Raw genomic sequence first — 19282 nt, forward strand, 5'->3', positions numbered from 1 at the left:
TCAGTTCCCAAGCAGCAGGTCCGGGAGGAAGAGAACGACCCCCGGCGCGTAAGTGATGATGAAGAGCACGAGGATCAGCGGCACGAGGAAGGGCGCCGCCGCCCAGCACACGCGCTCGAACGAGATGTCCGCGATCCGCGTCACGATGAAGAGTGCCACACCCACGGGCGGGGTGACGATGCCGATCAGCAGGCCGTAGACCATGATCAGTCCGAAATGCACCCGGTCGATGCCGAAGTGATCGACCAGCGGCATCATGATCGGGATCAGGATGATCATCGCCGGGATGTTCTCGAGGATCATGCCCAGCAGCAGGAAGAAGACGATCACCAGCAGCAGGAACAGGTACTTGTTCTCGGTGAGGCCCAGCACCGCCTCGGCGATGGTCTGCGGCACCCGGTCGTAGGTGAGCACGAAGCCCATGGCGTGGGTCACGCCGATGATCATCAGGATCGAGCCGAACAGGATGATGGTCTCGCCCACGGCGCGGCGCAGCTTGCCGAAGGCCAGCGTCCGGTAGCCCAGGCCCAGGATCAGCGTGTAGGCGCAGGCGATGACGCCCGCCTCGACCGGCGTGGCGAAGCCGCCGGTGACCGATCCGATGATGATGAGCGGCGCCAGCAGCGCCCAGCCGGAACGCGAGACCTCGGAGACCAGCACCTTGCGGGTCGGACGCGGCGACAGCGGCACGTCGAAGCGGCCCGCGACCCAGCGGTTGTAGACCATCAGCGCGATGACCAGCACCAGCCCCGGCCCGATCCCCGCAAGGAACATGCGCTCGACCGAGACCTGCGCCCCGAACGCGTAGATCAGCAGCGGCACCGACGGCCACATGGTCGGCCCAATCACCGAGCTGGCGCAGGTGAGCGCCGCCGAGAAGGCGCGCGGGTAGCCGTGGCGCTCCATCTGGGCGATGACGAGATTGCCGATACCCGCGACGTCGGCGATGGCCGAGCCGGTGACGCCGCCGAAGAGCAGCGAGCACATGACGTTGACCTGCGCGAGGCCCGCCCGCAGGTGGCCCACCAGCGCGTTGGCGAGGCTGAAGATGCGCTCGGTCAGACCGATGGCGCCCATCAGGTGACCGGCGAGGATGAAGAAGGGCACCGCCGTCAGCGCGGGCGTGTGTACGCCTTCGAGGATATTGAGCGGGAAGGTGTAGAGCACCCGCAGGTTGTCGGCGAGGCCGATCTGCCAGAACCCGGCAAGGGTGCCCGCGGCCAGTGCCACGACCACCGGAACCCCCAGCGTCATCAGCACGAAGAACAGGCCGAAGATGGTGATGGCTACCATTGCGCGGCCTCCTCGCTGCCGGGCGCGTCATCGTCGGCCCAGCCGGCCAGCACGCCGATGAGATCGGTCAGGAAATGCAGCGTCAGCATCGCCGCCGAGGCCAGCAGCGGCAGCGACAGCCAGTAGCGGGTGAGGCCGATGAGCTCCATCGTGCCGCGCTGGCGGGCCAGGATCTGCGGCGTCTCGGCCAGCAGGATCAGCGTGAACGCGAGCCCCGCCAAGGCGGTCAGGACCCGCGCCATGCGCCGCCCGAACGGCCCCAGCCGGTCGATCACCAGCCCGAGCACGATGTCGAGATGGCGGCGGTACATGACGAAAAAGCCGAGAAACACCGCCCAGACCATCAGCACGAGCGTCCAGGGCGAGACCCACAGCAGGCTCGGCTGGCCGATGTTGCGCAGCACGATGTTGGCAAAGTTGATCACCAGCATGACGGTCAGCAGGAGTTCGGCAGCGGTCTGGAACAGCCCCGCGGCACCGTCGAGCAGACGGTTGGCGCCGCGGAACCATGCCGGTCCGCAATTGGGCGGGCGGTGTGTGGTCATGTCGGTCCCGGATCAGTCTTCCGAGCCGCCGAGAGCGGCGTCGATCAGCCCCTCGGGCAACTCGCCCGCCGCGTCGCGCTCGCGGTACCAGTCGGCCATGCGCGCAAACAGCGGCTCGAGCGGCATCTCGGTGAAGGTCACGCCCTGTGCCTCGACCGCGGCGCGCATCGCCTCGGCGTTCTCGGTCATCAACTTCATCGAGTAGTCACCGGCCTCGGCATGGGCCTGAAGCAGCGCCTGCTGGTCCTTCTCGGGAAGCGCGTCGAAGGCGGCGGCGTTCATCATGTAGGGCAGGCCCTGCCAGAACTCATTGGTGCGGGTGATGTAGGGCGCCTGTTCGTAGAACTTCATCGCCTCGACCAGCGCCGCGGGGCTGGTGACGGCCTCGGCCACGCCCGACTGCAGCGCCTGGTAGGTCTCGGTCCAGGCCAGCATCTGCAGGTCGGCGCCAAGGCTGCGCCACACTTCGATGGCCAGCTCGTCGGGGTACATGCGCAGCTTGAGCCCCTCGATGTCCTCGTAGCTCTCGATCGGACGGTCCGAGATCAGCACCCGGTACGGCCCGCGCACCATCGCCATCGGCTCGCCGAGCGCCCGCACGCCCGCCACCTCTTCGGCGGTCTCGAACCAGCCCTTCACGAGGTCGGAGTTGGTGAACTCGACCCAGTCCTCGCGGCTCTGGAACAGGAAGTGCGGGGCGACCCACTTGATCTCGGGCACCCATTTCTGAAGGAAGAAGGCGTCCTCGGCATAGAAGTTCACGGTGCCGAGCTCGAGCTGTTCAAGGATCGAGTCTTCCTTGCCGAGCTGCTCCGCCGGGAACACCTGGATCTCGAGATCGCCATCGGTGAGCTCGGCCACGCGGTCGGCGAAGAACTGGTAGACGACGCCCTCGGGGCTGTCGGCGGGCTGCTTGTGGGCGAAGCGCCAGGTCTCGGCCTGCGCCGCACCCGCGGTGACCCCGAGAAGGGCCAGCGATGCCAGGAGCATCCGGCCGCGATACGTTTGATGGTCTGTCATTCCTGTTGGTCCTTTGTTGTGTCGTGGTGTCCCGGGCGGTGGCCCCGCCTCTCTGTGCTGTCGTCCTGTCGGTCGGTCGTCAGGGCGTGCCCCAGCCGCCGCCTCCCGGCGTCTCGAGCATCACCGCCTCGCCGTCGCCGAGCGTGAGCGAGCCCTTGGCGGGCTGCGTCCGGACCGCGCCGTCGCGGGCAATGGTGGAGTTGCGCCCCTTCGCGCCATCGCCCCCGCCGTGCAGCCCGTAGGGCGCAAAGGCCCGGCGGTCGGTCTGCAACGAGACCCGCGCGTCGTGGCCGACGATCTGGATGGTGCGCACCACGCCGTCGCCGCCGCGGTTCCGGCCCTCGCCGCCGGTGCCCTCGCGCAGCTCGTAGCGCAGGCAGCGCAGCGGGTAGCTGATCTCGAGCGCCTCGATGGGGGTGTTGAGCGTGTTGGACATGTTGGCGTGCACGCCCGACATGCCCACGCCCATGGGACGCCCGCCCTGCCCGCCGCCCGAGGTCTCGATATAGGTGTAGGGCCGGCCGTTGCGCGGGTCGGTACCACCGATGCCGATGAGGTTCATGGTCCCGTTCGAGGCCGCCGCGATGCGCTCGGGCGCGATCTGGGCAAAGGCGCGCAGGATGGTGTCGGCGAGCCGCTGGGTGGTCTCGGTGTTGCCCGCGCAGACCGCCGCCGGGCGCTGCGCGTCAAGGAAGCTGCCCCTGGGGATGTCGACCGTCACCGGCCGCAGCACGCCCGCGTTGGGCGGGAGGCTCGCGTCGGTCAAGAGCTTGAGGCAGTAGAAGGTCGCCGACCAGCACATCGGTGCCACCGCGTTGACGTTGCCGCGGACCTGCGGCGAAGTGCCGGCGAAGTCGAACAGGAAGCGGTCGCCGGTCAGCTCGACCTGGACCTTGATCCGCACCGGCTCGTCCGAGGAGCCGTCGCTGTCGAGACAGTCCTCGGCGTACCACACGCCCTTGGGCAGCTCGGCCATCCGCGCCCGCATCCGGCGCTCGGTGTAGTCGAGGATCGCCCCCAGCCCCTGCTCGAGCGTCTCGGCGCCGAAGCGCTCCGCCAGCTCGCCCATGCGCCGCGCCCCGATCCGGAGCGCCGCAAGCTGGGCGTTGAGATCGCCCCGCCGCTCTTCCGGGGTGCGGACGTTGGCCAGCACCATCTCGAGGATGTCCTCCTGCAGCGCGCCGGCCCGGTAGAGACGCACCGGCGGGATGATCAGGCCTTCCTGGAAGATTTCGGTCGAGCGCCCGGGCATCGAGCCCGGCTCCATCCCGCCCACATCGGAATGGTGCGCCCGCGTCGCCACGTGGGCCACCCGCCGCCCGTCGATGAAGACCGGCGCGATGAGCGTGATGTCCGGCAGGTGCGCGCCCCCGACATAGGGGTCGTTGACGATGACCACGTCGCCATCGGCCAGCGCGCCCGTGCGCTCCAGCGTCGGCCCCACCGCGCGCAGCATCGAGCCCAGGTGCACCGGCACGTGCTCGGCCTGCGCCACCAGCTCGGCATCGGCGGTGAAGATCGCGCAGGAGGCGTCCATGCGCTCCTTGATGTTGGGCGAGAACGAGGTGAGCTTCAGCACCGAGCCCATTTCCTGCGCCGTCGCCTCGAGCGCGTTGCGCAGCACTTCCAGCCGGATCGGATCGAAACCGCTCATTCCGCGACCTCCACGAGAATGCTTCCCGACTTGTGAACCGTCGCGCGGTCGCCAGGATAAAGGATGGTGGTGGAGGAGACCTCCTCGATGGCCGCGGGTCCCGCGATCACGTCGCCGGCCCTGAGGCCGTCGCGTGCCCAGACCCGGGCCTCGTGCCAGGCGCCCTCGCCGCCGCCGTCGCCCGGTTCGAAATAGATCCGCCGGGTGCCGCGCAGGGCGTCCTCGGCAGGCGAACCGCTGCCCTCGGGCAGTTCGGGCAGCGCGGGCTTGTCGATGCGGCCGATGCCGGTGACGTTGACGCCCACCACCTCGAGCGGGGCGCTCGGGTCGGCGTGGCCGAAGCGGGCCAGATGCGCCGCGTTGAAGGCTTCAGGCAGCGCGTCCCACCAGCCCGGTTGCGCCGGATCGGCGGCGATGGGCAGGGCGAAGCTCTGGCCTTCGTAGCGCAGGTCGAGCCGGATCTCGAAGACCCGCCGGTCCTCGGGCACACCATCGGCGGCAAGGTGCTCGGTCGCACGCTGCACCAGCCGTTCGATCAGCGCTCCGGCCCCGGCCTCGCCGAGATCGGCGAAGCGCGCCACGTGGGTCTCGACGAAATCGTGCCGCAGGTCCGAGATCAGCTGACCGAGCGCGCAGAGGATGCCCGGCGTCGGCGGCACCATGACGCTCGGCATCTTGAGATCGCGCGCCACCGGGCTGCCGTGCATCGGCCCCGCGCCGCCGAAGGGCACCAGCGCGAAGTCGCGCGGATCGTAGCCGCGCTCGACCGAGACGACGCGGATGCCGCGCACGATGTTGGCATGCGCCACCCGCAGGATGCCCGCCGCCGCCTCTTCGAGGCTCAGCCCCAGCGGCCCCGCGATGTCGCGCTCGATCACCCTCGCGGCGCCGGTCACGTCAAGCTCGAGCGTGCCGCCAAGCCGCGAGCTGCCGTCGAAGCGGCCCAGCACGATGTTGGCATCGGTCACCGTGGGGCGGTCGCCTCCACGGCCATAGCACACCGGCCCCGGCACCGCCTCGGCGCTCATCGGACCGACGCGCAGCGCGCCGCCCTCGTCGATCCAGGCGATCGAGCCGCCCCCGGCCCCGATGGCGTTGATGTCGATCACCGGCAACTGGATCGGCACGGTCTCGAGCGAGGCGCTGCGGGTGATCTCGGGCACGCCGTCGCGGATCAGGCTGATGTCGGTCGAGGTCCCGCCGATGTCCATGGTGATGATGTCGGGAAGGCCCGCCTCGCCCGCCACATGGGCCGCGGCGACCACCCCGCCCGCGGGCCCGGAGAGCACCGTATGCACCGGCTTTTCGCGGGCACTGTCGAGGCTCATGAGCCCGCCCGCGGCGTCCATCACCATCACCGGACGGTCCTCGCCCATGCCGAGCCCCTTCTCGGGGTCCTGCAGGATGCTCGAGAGCGTGCGCAGGTAGGTTTCCATTACCGGGCGCAGGTAGGCGTTCAGCACCGTGGTGCTGGCGCGTTCGTATTCGCGGAACTCCGAGTTGATCTCGGTCGAGGCGCAGATCGCAACGCCGGGCAGCTCCTGCTCGAGGATCTCGCGGGCGCGCTGCTCGTGCATCGGGTTGGCGTAGGCATGGAGGAACAGGATCCCCACCGCCTCGACACCGGCGGCGGCCATGTCGCGCGCCGCGGCCCGCACATCGCCCTCGTCAAGAGGCTCGATCTCCTGCCCGGCATAGTCGAGCCGGCCACCTGCGGTGAAGCAGAGTTCGCGCGGGACAAGCTGCTCGGGCCGGACCACGGTGATGTCGAAGAGCGTGGGGCGGTTCTGGCGCCCGATCAGCAGCAGGTCGCGGAAACCGCGGTTGGTCAGGAAGGCCGTCCGCGCGCCGTTGCGCTGGATCACCGCGTTGGTCGCGGTGGTCATGCCATGGCCGATGTAGGACACGTCGCGCCCGGTCGCGCCCTGCAGCGCAAGCGCCTTCTTCAGCCCTTCGGCGGTTCCCAGCGCGCGGTTCTCCGGCGTGGTCGACACCTTCGAGACGGTGATGCGGCGACTGGTGGAATCGTAGGCGATGCTGTCGGTGAAGGTGCCCCCAACGTCCGACGCCACCCGTATCCTTTGCTCGACAGACATGGCTCTTCCCTGTAACGATAACGTTACAGTTATAGAAGTGGGGAAATACGATTCTCGTCAAGAACAAAATTTTCCCCAGAGGATCATTGGTGCCGAAATCGCGGGGCGATATGGTCTCGGCGGATCAGGACGGCTAAGGTTTCAGCATCCAGAGAGGCCAGCGCATGAGCACAGAGGCGAACACCAGGGATCCGGGCAGCGAAACCGCCACGCTCTCGCACCGCGAGCGCAGCGAGGCCACCCGCGCGCGTATCCTCGAGGCGGCGCGCTCGCAGTTCGTGGCGAACGGGCTCGAGGGCACCCGGATGGAGGCCATCGCCACCGAGGCCGGCGTCAACAAGGCGCTGGTCTACCGCCATTTCGGCAGCCGCGAGCAGCTCTATCGCGACGTGCTGAACGCCGCCTATGCCCGGATGCGCGAGAGCGAGAGCGAGCTCACCCTCTCGGCCGATCCCATCGCGGCGATCGAGCAGATCGTCTGCTTCACGCTCTCCTACTATGTCGAGAACCCCGAGTTCCTGATCCTCGTGGGCATCGAGAACCTGCATCAGGGCGAGCACCTGAAGACCCTCGACCGCCGCAGCCTGCGCGTCCCGGACCTGATCGACCGCTACCGGGGGATCATCGAAGACGGCGAGCGCAAGGGCGTCTTCCGCAAGGGGCTGGACCCGGTCGACCTGTATACGGTGGTGTCGGCGCAATGCTGGTACGCCGTCGCCACGTCCTACACCTTCGGCTTCACCTTCGATGTCGACGTGCTCGATGCCAAGACGCTCGAGGCCCGCAAGGCGCTGATCAAACGCGTGGCGCTCGGGTACGTCCGCGATCTGGATATCGCGGACGGTTAGCGTCAGGCAGGCGGACGGAAGCTGTGGCGCTCTCGCCGGGCGTAGCCATCCCGTCGCACTGACAGCGCGCCCGCAGCCGCCGGGCAGGGCTATTCCGCCGTCCAGCCTCCATCGACCATGATCGCCGAGCCGGTGGTCATGCTCGAGGCGTCGGAGGCGAGGAAGACCGCCGCGCCGACCACGTCCTGCACCTGCCCCACGCGACCCAGCTTGATCTTTGCCAGAACCTCGGTTCCGAAGGCAGGGTCCTCGAAATAGGGCTTGGTGAGCGGGGTCTCGATGAAGGTGGGGCAGACCGTGTTGACCCGGATGCCCCGCGGGCCCAGCTCTATGGCGACCGACTTGGTGAACCCCTCGAGCGCCCATTTCGAGGCGCAGTAGAGACTGCGCTTCGCCGCGCCCACGTGGCCCATCTGCGACGACATGTTGATGATTGACCCCCGGGTGCCGGTCTCGGTCATGCGCCTGGCCACCGCCTGCACCGCGAAGATCGCGGCCCGAAGGTTGAGGCCGAGGATCAGGTCGTAGTCGTCGGGCGTGAGATCGGCGAGAAGGTTGGGCCGGTTGGTCCCCGCGTTATTGACGAAGACGTGGTAGGGCGGCCGGGCAGCGATCTCGCGCGCGAAGGCCGCGCTGTCGGTGACGTCGAGCACCAGCGCATCGGCCTTGCCGCCGGCGGCGGCGATCTCCTCGGCCACCGCGCCGATCTCGTCGGCACTCCGGGCACAGAGCGTGACCTCGGCGCCGTGCTCGGCGAGGGCCAGCGCGATGCCGCGCCCGATGCCCCTGCCCGCACCTGTGACCAGCGCGCGGCGCCCCTCGAGACTGAACAGACCGCTCATCCCAGCATCCCCGTGTCGCCGCAGACCGACAGCGCCTGCCCCGAGATCGTGCGTCCGCGCGGGCTCGCGAGGAACAGGACCTGGTCGGCCAGCTGCTGCGGGGTCACGTATTCCTTGATCGACGTCCTCGAGAAGGCGTCGCGCTCGGCCTCCTCGAAGCTGACCCCCTGCGCCTGTGCCCGCGCCTCGAGCACGCGGCGCTGGCGGTCGCCGGCGACCAGCCCCGGAAGCAGCGCGTTGACGCGGATGCCGTCGGGGCCAAGCTCGATGGCCATGGATTTCGACAGGCCGATCACCCCCCATTTCGCCGCCGCGTAGGGGCTGCGCAGGCGGAAGCCAAGCCGCCCGGCGAGCGAGGAGACGTTGACGATCGAGGCATTGCCGGACGCGCGCAGCTGCGGCACCGCGCGGGCGATGGTGACGAACTGGCTCGTCAGGCAGATGTCGAGCGTCTGGCGCACGTCCGAGGCGTCGAGCTCTTCGATGCGACCGGTGGGCCCGGCGATGCCCGCGTTGTTCACGAGGCAGTCCAGCCCGCCGAGATGCGCCATTGCCGCATCCATGAAGCCGATGAGCGCGTCGCTGTCCGACACGTCCACGCGCGCCCGGAAGACCGCGTCCGGAAGGGTGGCCAGCGCGGCCTCGTCGATGTCGCAGGTGGCGACCGAGGCACCTTCCGCAAGGAAGCCCTCCACGATGGCGCGGCCGATGCCGCCTGCGCCCGCGGTCACGATCACGCGGGCGCCTTTCAGGGTCAGGTCCATGGAACCTCCGTCATTGAGTGAAGACCAGCGACAGCCAGGGCAGGAAGCTGATGATGAGCAGATCGACCAGCAGGATCAGCACGAAGGGCACGACCCCGCGCGCGATCTGCGGGACACCGATGCGGGCGATCCCCGAGGCGATGAAGAGGTTCAGACCGACGGGCGGCGTGAACATCCCCATGGCGAGGTTCACCACCATGATCACCCCGAAATGCACCGGATCGAACCCGAAGGTGGTGGCGATGGGCAGCAGGATCGGCGTGAAGATCAGGATCGCGGCCGCGGCCTCGAGGAACATGCCCACGAGAAGCAACAGCACGTTGACCAGGATGATGAAAACCCACGGGCTCTGGATCGCGCCGACGACGAAATCCGAGATCACAGCCGGAACCTGCAGCTGCAGGATGATCCGGCCGTAGAGCCCCGCCGCGGCGATGATCGACAGCACGATGGCCGCGGTCACGGCGCTGCTGCGCAGGATGCGGGGGATCGCCGACAGCGGAAGCTCGCGATAGATCACGGCGCCCACCAGCAGCGCGTAGACGACCGCCACCACCGCGGCCTCGGTCGGCGTCACGATGCCGCCGTAGATGCCGCCAAGGATCAGCGCCGGCATGGCGAGCGCCAGCAGCGCCTTCCACCCGGCGAGCGCCACCTCGCGCAGCGACGAGGGCTCGCCCGGAGTGGTCTGCATGCCGCGGGCATGCACGTAGGCGTAGATCAGCAGCGACACCACCACCAGAAGCCCCGGCAGAACCCCCGCCACGAACATCGCGCCCACCGACTGGTTGGCCGAAATCGCATAGAGGATCAGCGGGATCGACGGCGGGATGATCACCCCGAGCGCCCCCGAGGCCGCCTGGTTCGACGCGGCATAGGGCTTGGAATAGCCCTGCGTGACCATGGCCGGGATCAGGATGGCGCCGACGGCGGCGGTGGTCGCCGCGCCCGAACCCGAGATCGCCGCAAAGAAGGCCGAGGTCACGATGGCCACCATCGCGAGCCCGCCGGTCATGGCGCCCACGAGGGTCTTGGAGAAGGTCACGAGGCGGGCCGAGATCCCGCCCTCCTGCATCAGGTTGCCGGCGAGGATGAAGAACGGGATGGCCAGCAGCGGGAAGGAGTTGACCGAGCGGATCATCTCCTGCGGGACGATCATCAGGGGCATGATCGAGCCCTCCCAGATCGTCGTGACCGCGGCCAGACCCAGAGCGAAGGTGACCGGCACGCCAACCAGAAGGAACAGCAGGAGCGAGCCGAAGAGCAGCGCGATCATGTGGAACCTCCCTCGTGCAGCGGAGTCGGGTGCGGGTCATCCTGCGGATCGGTGAAACGCTCGCGCAGCCCGGCGAAATCCTCGGCCAGGATGCCGATCGCGTTCAGCAGCACGAGCCCCGCCCCGGCGGGCATCGCCGCGTAGAGCCAGCCCATCGAGATCCGGGTGCTCGGCGCGACCTGCATCGCGACACGCTGGGTGATGTCGAGGCCCTGGGTCAGCAGCACCCAGGCGAAGATGCACGAGGCCACCGCCACCACGATGCGAAGCAACCGCGACACCCTGGGGCCGGACAGGCTCTCGAACAGATCGACCGAGATCAGCGAGCCGTAGCGATAGGCGTAGGCCGCCCCCAGCATGGTCATCCAGACCATCGAGAAGCGCGACACCTCTTCGGAGAAGCTCAGGGAGTTGCCCATCACGTAGCGGGCGAAGACCTGCCAGCTGATGAGCACCGTCATCACCAGCATCAGCGCGGCCAGAAGCCAGCCGACAAGCCAGTTGATGCCGTCCACCACACGAACGGTCATGCGCAGGGCGCCTTGCATCGTCACTCTCCGGTATCATGGCACGCGCCGGGGAAACGCCTCCCCCGGCGCCGATGGGCCTGCGCGATCAGTTGGACGCGGGCTCGAAGTTCAGGGCAGCGTCCACGAGATCGGCACCGACCTGATCCTTCCACTTGTCGATCACCGGAGCGACCGCCTCGCGGAACGGCGCGAGATCCGGGCGCGTCACTTCCATGCCCAGCTCCTGCAGCTCGTCGATGTACTTCTCTTCCAGCGCCAGCGACGCCTCACGCTGCACCGGCAGCGCCAGTTCGGCGGCCTCGAGCATGATGGCCTGGTCCGCTTCCGACAGCGATCCGAAGAGCTGCGCGCCGATCATCAGCGGCGCCGGCGAATAGACGTGCTGCGAGATGGTCAGGTAATCCTGCACCTCGTAGAAGCGAACGTCGTAGATCGTCGGGATCGGGTTCTCCTGGCTTTCCATCACGCCCTGCTGCAGCGCGGTGAAGACCTCGGTCCACGCCATGGGCGAGGCATTGGTGCCGAGCGCCGTCCAGGTGTCCACCTGCACCGAGCTTTCCTGCGTGCGGTGCTTGATGCCCTTCAGGTCGCCGATCTCGTTGATCGGACGCACCGAGTTGGTCTCGTGGCGGAAGCCGTTCTCCATCCAGGCCAGGATCTTGACGCCTGCGGCGGTCTCGATGGCGCTGGCGAGCTGGTCGCCGTACTCGCTGTCGAGAAACGCCTGGGCGTGGGTGTGATCGCTGAAGATGTAGGGCAGGTCGAACAGCAGGAACTCGGGCGTGAAGCCCCCCATCGGGCCGGTCGATGTGATGCCCATGTCGATGAGCCCGAAGCCCATGCCCTCGACCACCTCACGCTCGGCGCCGAGCGCGTTGTCGTAATGCGGGCGGATGGTGAGACGGCCCTCGGACAGGCGTTCAAGCTCCTCGCCGAACTTGAGCACGCCCACCGCCTGGTGGGATTCCGCGCCCAGCGGCAGGCTGACGTCGAAGGTCCGGGTTTCCTGCGCCATAGCGGCGGTGCCCAGCAGCAGCGTGGCGGTGGCGGTCAGTACGAAATGTTTCATCAGCGAAGGCCTCCCAACCCTCTCTCCTCGGGATCAAAGTGTGATCTCACTTTACGGTATTGCGATTCACTCGGAATGGTCAATCAGAATATTTCTCTTGTTTTCATGCGGTTTTTGGCCACACTGAAGCAGAGACACGAAAAACCGAGATCACAGTTAGACCGAAAACGCATGACGGAATCACTGGAACTGGATGGCTGGTCGCGGCTTGGTCCGCTGACCCTGCGCGAGGGAGAGACCGCGCAGGCGCAGATCTATGCCTGCCTGCGCGAAGCCTTGATTTCCGGCTATTTCCGTCCGGGCGAAGAGATCAGCCTGCGCCGCACCGCCTCGGTTCTCGGCACCAGCGTGACGCCGGTGCGCGAGGCGCTGCGGCAGCTCGAATCGGACGGCGGGCTTGAGGTCTGGGGCGGCAACCGCGTGCTGCGCGTGCCGGTCCTGACCAGCGCCGAGCTCGACGACATCCGCGACATCCGGCTCGAGCTCGAGGGCTTCGCCGCCACGCTGGCCATCGAAAAGGTGACCGCGGCGCAAATCCGGCTCATCGCCAACGCCTGCGCGGTGATGCGCCGCGCCGCCGAAGAGGGCAACGCGGACCGCTATCTCGAGAGCAACTGGCGCTTTCACAAGCTGATCTACCAGGCCGCCGGGCGACCGGTGCTGATGGGCGTGATCGAGGGCATGTGGCTGCGGGTCGGCCCGCTGATCCGCCATGCGGTGACCTCGCCCAACCATTTCGAGCGCTCGATGGAAAGCCACGACAAGGCCGAACAGGCGCTGCGCGACCGCGATGCCGGGGCGCTGCGCGACGCGATCCTCAAGGACATCTCGGATGCCGCGGCGGATCTCGGGACGACGTTGAAGAACTACGAGGAGCGCGGCGACTGAGCCGCCGCCCAAGGAGGAGACCCCAATGACCACACCCGTTGCCGTCATCGGCTGCGGCCTGATCGGCCGCGCCTGGACGATCGTCTTTGCCCGCGCCGGCTGCCCGGTGCGCCTGTGGGATGCCGCGCCCGAGGTGCTGGAGAGCATCCCGGACAGGCTGCGGGCCATGTGCGACGAGGCAGGCGAGGACCCGGCGATCCTCGCGCGCGTCACCACCCACGCCACCATGGCCGAGGCGCTCGACGGCGCGCTCTGGGTGCAGGAAAACGGCCCCGAGAAGCTCGACATCAAGCGCGCGATCTACGCCGAGCTCGACCGGCTCGCATCGCCCGAGACCATCCTCGCCTCGTCGAGCTCGGCGCTGGTGTCCTCGCAGTTCGCCGAAGGGCTGGCCGGGCGCGGCCGCATACTCGTGGCGCATCCGGTGAACCCGCCGCACGTCGTGCCGGTGGTCGAACTCTGCCCCTCGCCCGACACCACGCCCGAGACCATGGACCGGGCCGAGACGCTGATGCGCGAGGTGCGCCAGGTTCCCGTGCGGATGACCGCCGAGATCGACGGCTTCGTGCTCAACCGCCTGCAGGCCGTGCTTCTGGCCGAGAGCCTGCGGCTGGTGGAAAGCGGCATCGTCACCGCCGAGGGCGTGGACGACACGCTGCGTCACGGCCTCGCGCGGCGCTGGGTGCTGCTCGGCGCGCTCGAGACCATCAACCTCAACGCACCCGGCGGCGTGGCCGACTACCTCGACCGCTACGGCCCGACCATGGCACGGCTGTCGGACGGTGCCGCCCGCGGCGAGGCCTTCACACCCGGGGTCGCGGCCAAGCTTGCCGCCACCCTGCCCGCCCCGGCCCGCGTGGCCGAGCTTTCCGCGAAGCGCGACCGCGATCTGACGGCGCTTTCGCACTTCCTGAAAACCCTTTCCTGAAAGGACCCAGCCCATGGCCCCCAAACGCAAGGTCATCATCACCTGCGCCGTCACCGGCGCGATCCACACGCCCTCGATGTCGGAATACCTGCCCGTCACCGCCTCCGAGATCGCCGAGGCCGCCATCGGCGCCGCCGAAGCGGGCGCCGCGGTCGTGCACCTGCATGCGCGTGATCCGCAGGACGGCCGCCCCGACCAGACCCCCGAGGCCTTCGACCCGTTCCTCAAGGTGATCAAGCAGCGCTCGGGCTGCGTGGTGAACATCACCACCGGCGGCGCGCCCACCATGACGATCCAGGATCGCGTGCGCCCCGCCGCCACCTGGCAGCCCGAGCTGGCCTCGCTCAACATGGGCTCGATGAACTTCGGCCTGTTCCCGATGCTGGCCCGCTACGACGCCCAGCTCAAGCACCAGTGGGAGCGGGACTACCTCGGCAACAAGGGCATCCTGTTCCAAAACACCTTCGAGGACATCGAGCACATCCTCACCACGCTCTCGGCGAACGGCACCCGCTTCGAGTTCGAGTGCTACGACACCGCACACCTCTACAACCTCAAGCATTTCTTCGATGCCGGTCTGGTGAAGGGCCCGCTGTTCATCCAGACCGTCTTCGGCCTGATGGGCGGCATCGGCGCGCATTACGACGACGTCATGCACATGAAGCGCACCGCCGACCGGCTGTTCGGCGACCAGTACCGCTGGTCCGTGCTTGGCGCAGGCAAGAACCAGCTCCCCATCGCGGCCATCGCGGCAGCGCTCGGCGGGCACGTCCGCGTGGGGCTAGAGGATTCGCTCTGGGCGGGCCCGGGCAAGCTGGCGCAGACCAACGCCGAGCAGGTGTTGGCGGCGCGTCAGATCATCGAGGGCCTGGGACTCGAGATCGCCACCCCCGACGAGGCCCGCGAGCTCCTCGCCCTCAAGGGCGCCGACGCCGTCGGTTTCTGAGCCGGCCCGGTCCGGAGGAATTCAGAGGGCGCCCCCGGGCGCTCTCTCTTGTCCGGCCATTGCTTCGGTCCCTGCGCACATTCCCGATGCGGCGGCACCCGAAGCCAGAGGGACCTGTCGCCCGTCGGGTCTGTGCCCCGCACATATCCTCTGCAACGACGCATCGCCGCGACGCGGGCGCCGCCCTCGATCAGAGGCCGAAACCAAGTGCCGCAGGGCGCGACACGTGCCCTGCCCCTACCCTTCGCTGGCGTCCGGAAACAGCCGCTCGCGCAGCCCGTCCAGCGTCAGCCGGTAATGCGCGGCCAGCAGCGTCACCGCCTCGTCGGCGTTCCGGTCGAGCGAGGCGTTCAGGATGGCCTCGTGCTCGGCCAGGGCATCGCCGCGTCGCAACATGTTGAACTTCACCGACAGGTTCCGGTAGCGGATCGAGCGCTCCATCATCTGGACGCAGAAGCCCAGCATCAACTGCGATCCGCAGGCCGAGAGCAGCGCAAGGTGGAAATCGTGGTGCCGCGTTTCCCAGTCCGGGTTGAACCGCATCGCGCCGCCGCCGGTGTCGAGCACCCGCTCGGTCCGGGCAAGCCGGTGATACGAGAGGATCGCGGCGTCCTCCCAGTCCTGATCGCCGTGGGCGATGGATTCCCGCAAGGACAGCGTCTCGAGCCAGATCCGCGTCTTCACCAGCTCCTCGAGCTCGGCGAAGGACAGCGGCGACACGAAGAAGCCGCGCTGACTGCGGCGCTCGACCCAGCCCTCGGACGACAGCCGGTTCAGCGCCTCGCGCATCGGCGCGGTGCCGATGCCGTAGCGCTCGGAGATCGCCTCGAGCTGCAGCTTCTCACCGGGCTCGAGCGCCCCCAGCAGGATATCACTTTTCACGCAGTCATGGGCGCGATCGGACAGGATCGCACCCATTCTCGGATCGGACTTTGCCTTCACCATCACCCCATTCCGCTCGGCTTGTCGGACTTTCTCCAGAATACCAGCGTCCGTTCGAGCCACACGACCATAAGGAAGAGCGCCAGCCCGAGGAAGCTCAGGTAGATGATCAGCGAGAACACCCGCGGCGTGTTGAGCTGCGACGCCGACACGCGGATGAGCGCGCCGACCCCTTCGCCCCCGCCGAGGAATTCGCCGGTGATCGCCCCTGCCATGACGCCGACGGCGGCAATCTTCAAGCCCGTGAAGAAATAAGGCAGCCCGGTCGGCAGCTTCAGCCGCAGGAGCGTCTGCATTCGCGTCGCCCCGATCGACTTGAAGAGCATCCGCTCGTTCTCGGAAGCCGCGTAGAGCCCCGCGGCGGTGGAGACGACGATGGGGAAGGTCGCGATGAAGGTCGCCAGCGCCACCTTGGACGAGATGCCGAAGCCCAGCCACGCGATGAAGAGCGGCGCGAAGGCGACCTTGGGCATGGTATCGATGGCCACGAGATAGGGCATCACGGCGCGCTCGCCGAACTTGGTCTCGCCCACGAGCACCCCCAGCGAAAAGCCGAGCGTCGTCGCCAGCGCGAAGGCATAAAGCACGGTGCGGCTGGTGGTCCACATGGCCTCGAGCACGTAGCCGCCCGTCACCATGTTCCTGCCCACGAAGACGATGTCGTCCCACGTCTCGCCGGGCCCCGGCAGGATGATCGGCGAGACCAGCCCCGTGGCGGTCAGCCCGAACCAGATGCCGAGGATAAGCACCATCAGCCCGGTCATGGCGAGCCAGCGCGGGATGCGGTCGATCAGCGGCTCCTGCTCGGTCCAGATCGTGTCGCCCTCGTAGGCCGGGTGCTCTGCCTTGGCGGCGGTGTAGCCCTGATCCGTCATGTGCCAAAGGCCTCCTGCCCGAGCTTCTCGCGAATGTAATGGACGATCTCGCCGAATTTCGGAGTGTTGATCATGTCGAGGTTGCGCGGCCGCGGCAGGTCGATGTCGACGATCTCGGCGACGTGGCCCGGGTTTGCCTGCATGATGTAGATCCGGTCGGCGAGGATGACCGCCTCGGGGATGGAATGGGTCACGAGGAAGGCCGTCGCGTGCCGTTCAAGGCAGATCCGCTGCAGCTCCATGTTCATGAAATCGCGGGTAAGCTCGTCCAGCGCCGAGAACGGCTCGTCGAGCAGCAGCACCTCGGGCTCGGAAATGAGCATCCGGCAGATCGACGCGCGCTGCGCCATGCCGCCCGAGAGCTCGCCGGGATAGACCTTTTCGGCGCGGCCGATGCCCACCAGCTCGAGCAGGTCGCGCGCCCGGCCCGCCGCGGCCCGCGCCGCGCCCTTGCCGTCGCGGATCTCGATGGGCAGCAGGACGTTCTCGAGCGTGGTCTTCCACGGCAGCAGCGTCGCCTGCTGGAACATCATGCCGATGTCGCGGCGCGGACCCAGCACCGGCTTGCCGGCCAGCACCACCCGGCCCGAGCTGGGCGGCATCAGCCCCGCCATGATCTTCAGCAGGGTCGACTTCCCGCAGCCAGAGGACCCGATCACCGCGCCGAACTCGCCCTTGTTGAGCGTCAGGTTGACGCCCTGCAGCGCCCTGAACGCGCCGAAGGACTTGGACATGCGCTCGATCTGGTAGACCGGCCGTGTGACGGCCGGTCCCTCTCTTCTGCTGTCCATCTTCACGACCTGACTCATTCCGCGTTCCAGGCGTCGATCCAATCGTTGCTGTAGGCCGCCTTGAGATCCTCGAGCGGTGCCTCCAGATCGCCCGCCGCGAGAAGGCTCTTCTCCCAGGCTTCCCAGTGCTCGGGCGGCTGGAAGCCGTAGCCCTTCTCGATATAGGCGTCCGTGGGCGTCATGCGCTCGACCGCCGCGGCAAGGAGCGCCGATGCGAACGCGCGGTCCTCGCCCTCGCTCGGGTTGCCCGCCGCCATGTGGTCCAGCGCGGCGTCCTCGTTGGCGGGATCCGACACGAAGCGCATGCCGCGGACAAGCGCGCGGCCGAAGCCCTCGACGACCTCGGGGTTGGCATCGGCGTAATCGCGGAGCACCGCGTAGCCGTTGCCGAAGAAGGCGAGGTAGTCGTCGGGCGTGATCTCGTTCAGCTCCATCCCCCGGTTGGCGAGGATGGCGGCGTCGCTGACAGCCCCGACATAGGCATCGACATCGCCGCGCATGAAGGCGACCGCCGCGGTGCCGCCGTCCCCGACCGGCAGGAACTCGTAATCGGTGCCTTCCTTCATGTTCGCGTCGCTGAGGATGGCGCGGGCAAAGGAGACCTCGGCGCCATCGGCGGTGCCGACGCCGATGATCTCGCCCTTGAGCCCGGCAGGGTCGGTGTAGTCGGACTCCGCCTTCACCAGCAGGCCGAAGACGCTCTTCGGATAGAGGTTGTAGATGAACACCACGTCGAGCCCGCGCTCACGGGCGTTCAGCACCGGCCCCGGCCCCGGCGCACCGATCTGGGCCTGACCCGCAGACATGGCCTGCAGGACCGAGGACGAGCCGTCCACCGCCTGCACCTCGAGGCTGAGGCCCTCCTCCCCGAAATAGCCCTCGCCGATGGCGGCCCACATGGGCGCCCACGTGACAGCCGAGGGGTTCGGCACCGCAACCGTGATGCTGGTCTGCGCCGCGGCCGGGACCGCAAGACCCAGGACCATCGCCGACGCCGCCATGGCCCCCAGCGTTGTTCGGCGGGTAAATCGCTGATTTGTTTTCATGTTTCTTGTCTCCTCCCAAGTCATGGCCCGCGCCCTCCCGACGAAAGCCATGGGCAGAGTGTATGCGATTCTCGGTTTTTTGATAGTTTTATATATTTTTATGAACCGTAATCCGCCCATGTTGGAACCATTACATTGTTTTAATTAAATTATCTTCGATATAGCCGGTTCATAAAAAATATATTAGCGTGAAGGCGACATCACCAGGGAGGTAGACATGTCCGAACTCGCCGTGGCGGCGCCCGAGAGGCCCGAACTCGAAATCGTTGGTTCCAAACAGAGTTTTCCGGTCCGGCGGATCTACTGCATCGGCAAGAACTACGTCGCGCACATCCAAGAGATGAATGCCGACGAGCGTGACCCCCCGGTGATCTTCATGAAGCCCGTGGACGCGGTGGTCCCGGGCGGGGGCGAGATCCCCTATCCGGTCTTCACCGAGAACTTCCACTACGAGGGCGAACTCGTCGTCGCGCTGAAATCCGGCGGCTACAACATCCCCGAGGACGAGGCCTATTCCCACATCTTCGGCTATGGCGTCGGTCTCGACATGACCCGGCGGGACCATCAGGTCGGCGTCATGGAAAAGGGCATGCCGTGGGAGATCACCAAGGCCTTCGACAAGTCCTGCCCGATCGGCCCGATCAGCAGCGTCGAGGACACCGGTCACATCGACCACCACGTCCTGAAGACCATCATCAACGGCGAGACAAAGCAGGAAGCCAACGTCGACCTGATGATCTGGAAGACCAAGGAGATCATCTCGAAGATCTCCGAGCAGTACGAGCTCAAGGCCGGCGACATCATCATGACCGGAACCCCGGCCGGGGTCGGCGCGGTCAAGAGCGGCGACACGCTCGAGGTCACCTGCGACGGGCTCGAGCCGCTCAAGGTCACCATCGGCGCCCGCGCCGCATGACACCCCGGCCCGG

General features: G+C 67.6%; 19 protein-coding genes. 5 read left to right on the top strand and 14 right to left on the bottom strand.

Annotated features, from left to right (window positions below; all coding sequences use genetic code 11):
- From HC022_RS00695 to HC022_RS00715, 5 genes are all read right to left on the bottom strand, one after another.
- Positions 1 to 1293, bottom strand: coding sequence for a TRAP transporter large permease (locus HC022_RS00695; RefSeq protein WP_089959474.1), 1293 nt, complete (start codon positions 1291 to 1293; stop codon positions 1 to 3).
- A complete protein-coding gene (locus tag HC022_RS00700) occupies positions 1287 to 1838 on the bottom strand; it encodes a TRAP transporter small permease (protein ID WP_167450964.1) in 552 nt (183 codons plus the stop codon). The genes HC022_RS00695 and HC022_RS00700 overlap by 7 nt, the downstream gene beginning before the upstream one ends.
- 12 nt (positions 1839 to 1850) lie before the next feature.
- On the bottom strand, positions 1851 to 2858 hold the full coding sequence (locus tag HC022_RS00705) for a TRAP transporter substrate-binding protein (RefSeq protein ID WP_167450965.1): 1008 nt from the start codon (positions 2856 to 2858) through the stop codon (positions 1851 to 1853).
- Positions 2859 to 2937: 79 nt separating this feature from the next.
- Positions 2938 to 4512 carry a hydantoinase B/oxoprolinase family protein gene (locus HC022_RS00710; protein ID WP_167450966.1) on the bottom strand — a complete coding sequence of 525 codons (1575 nt, stop codon included), beginning with the start codon at positions 4510 to 4512 and terminating at the stop codon, positions 2938 to 2940.
- A complete protein-coding gene (locus HC022_RS00715; RefSeq protein ID WP_167450967.1) occupies positions 4509 to 6608 on the bottom strand; it encodes a hydantoinase/oxoprolinase family protein in 2100 nt (699 codons plus the stop codon). Before HC022_RS00715 ends, HC022_RS00710 begins: the two co-directional genes overlap by 4 nt.
- A gap of 164 nt (positions 6609 to 6772) precedes the next feature.
- On the opposite strand from HC022_RS00715, the gene HC022_RS00720 reads away from it, so the two are divergent.
- Complete coding sequence (locus HC022_RS00720) at positions 6773 to 7456, top strand: TetR/AcrR family transcriptional regulator (RefSeq protein WP_167450968.1); 684 nt, start codon at positions 6773 to 6775, stop codon at positions 7454 to 7456.
- Between the two features lie 89 nt (positions 7457 to 7545).
- On the opposite strand, the gene HC022_RS00725 is transcribed toward HC022_RS00720, so the two are convergent.
- The 5 genes from HC022_RS00725 to HC022_RS00745 all read right to left on the bottom strand — a co-directional run bounded on the left by HC022_RS00725 (position 7546) and on the right by HC022_RS00745 (position 11937).
- Positions 7546 to 8298 (bottom strand): SDR family NAD(P)-dependent oxidoreductase, encoded by a 753-nt coding sequence (locus tag HC022_RS00725; protein WP_167450969.1) that lies wholly within the window; start codon positions 8296 to 8298, stop codon positions 7546 to 7548.
- A complete protein-coding gene (locus HC022_RS00730; protein ID WP_167450970.1) occupies positions 8295 to 9062 on the bottom strand; it encodes an SDR family oxidoreductase in 768 nt (255 codons plus the stop codon). The genes HC022_RS00725 and HC022_RS00730 overlap by 4 nt, the downstream gene beginning before the upstream one ends.
- Positions 9063 to 9072: 10 nt before the next feature.
- On the bottom strand, positions 9073 to 10338 hold the full coding sequence (locus tag HC022_RS00735) for a TRAP transporter large permease (RefSeq protein WP_008888211.1): 1266 nt from the start codon (positions 10336 to 10338) through the stop codon (positions 9073 to 9075).
- The gene (locus HC022_RS00740; RefSeq protein ID WP_254884848.1) at positions 10335 to 10868 is read right to left on the bottom strand and encodes a TRAP transporter small permease; all 534 of its coding nucleotides are present in this window, start codon (positions 10866 to 10868) and stop codon (positions 10335 to 10337) included. Before HC022_RS00740 ends, HC022_RS00735 begins: the two co-directional genes overlap by 4 nt.
- A gap of 85 nt (positions 10869 to 10953) precedes the next feature.
- Positions 10954 to 11937, bottom strand: coding sequence for a TRAP transporter substrate-binding protein (locus HC022_RS00745; protein WP_008888085.1), 984 nt, complete (start codon positions 11935 to 11937; stop codon positions 10954 to 10956).
- A 171-nt stretch (positions 11938 to 12108) separates the two neighbouring features.
- Here HC022_RS00745 and HC022_RS00750 point away from each other — a divergent pair, with 171 nt between their 5' ends.
- Genes HC022_RS00750 through HC022_RS00760 form a run of 3 tightly spaced genes read left to right on the top strand, consistent with a single transcriptional unit; the run spans position 12109 to position 14699 of the window.
- Entirely contained in the window at positions 12109 to 12825 is a 717-nt protein-coding gene (locus HC022_RS00750) for a GntR family transcriptional regulator (RefSeq protein ID WP_008888188.1), read from the top strand.
- A gap of 25 nt (positions 12826 to 12850) precedes the next feature.
- Complete coding sequence (locus tag HC022_RS00755) at positions 12851 to 13753, top strand: 3-hydroxyacyl-CoA dehydrogenase (protein WP_167450972.1); 903 nt, start codon at positions 12851 to 12853, stop codon at positions 13751 to 13753.
- 13 nt (positions 13754 to 13766) lie between these two features.
- A complete protein-coding gene (locus HC022_RS00760) occupies positions 13767 to 14699 on the top strand; it encodes a 3-keto-5-aminohexanoate cleavage protein (protein WP_008888062.1) in 933 nt (310 codons plus the stop codon).
- Between the two features lie 237 nt (positions 14700 to 14936).
- Here HC022_RS00760 and HC022_RS00765 read toward each other — a convergent pair whose 3' ends face one another.
- From HC022_RS00765 to HC022_RS00780, 4 genes are read right to left on the bottom strand one after another with little or no spacing between them, the layout of a single operon-like run.
- Complete coding sequence (locus tag HC022_RS00765; protein ID WP_089959444.1) at positions 14937 to 15644, bottom strand: GntR family transcriptional regulator; 708 nt, start codon at positions 15642 to 15644, stop codon at positions 14937 to 14939.
- Entirely contained in the window at positions 15644 to 16516 is an 873-nt protein-coding gene (locus HC022_RS00770; RefSeq protein ID WP_008888197.1) for an ABC transporter permease, read from the bottom strand. The genes HC022_RS00765 and HC022_RS00770 overlap by 1 nt, the downstream gene beginning before the upstream one ends.
- Positions 16513 to 17325: an ABC transporter ATP-binding protein gene (locus HC022_RS00775; protein WP_040385031.1), complete on the bottom strand. Its 813-nt coding sequence runs from the start codon at positions 17323 to 17325 to the stop codon at positions 16513 to 16515. Before HC022_RS00775 ends, HC022_RS00770 begins: the two co-directional genes overlap by 4 nt.
- Positions 17322 to 18353 carry an ABC transporter substrate-binding protein gene (locus tag HC022_RS00780; protein ID WP_008888263.1) on the bottom strand — a complete coding sequence of 344 codons (1032 nt, stop codon included), beginning with the start codon at positions 18351 to 18353 and terminating at the stop codon, positions 17322 to 17324. The genes HC022_RS00775 and HC022_RS00780 overlap by 4 nt, the downstream gene beginning before the upstream one ends.
- 217 nt (positions 18354 to 18570) lie before the next feature.
- On the opposite strand from HC022_RS00780, the gene HC022_RS00785 reads away from it, so the two are divergent.
- Positions 18571 to 19269 carry a fumarylacetoacetate hydrolase family protein gene (locus tag HC022_RS00785; RefSeq protein WP_167450973.1) on the top strand — a complete coding sequence of 233 codons (699 nt, stop codon included), beginning with the start codon at positions 18571 to 18573 and terminating at the stop codon, positions 19267 to 19269.
- The last annotated feature ends 13 nt before the right edge of the window (positions 19270 to 19282 follow it).

Source organism: Salipiger sp. HF18 (genome assembly GCF_011806505.1).
GTDB classification, from domain to species: Bacteria; Pseudomonadota; Alphaproteobacteria; order Rhodobacterales; family Rhodobacteraceae; genus Salipiger; species Salipiger thiooxidans.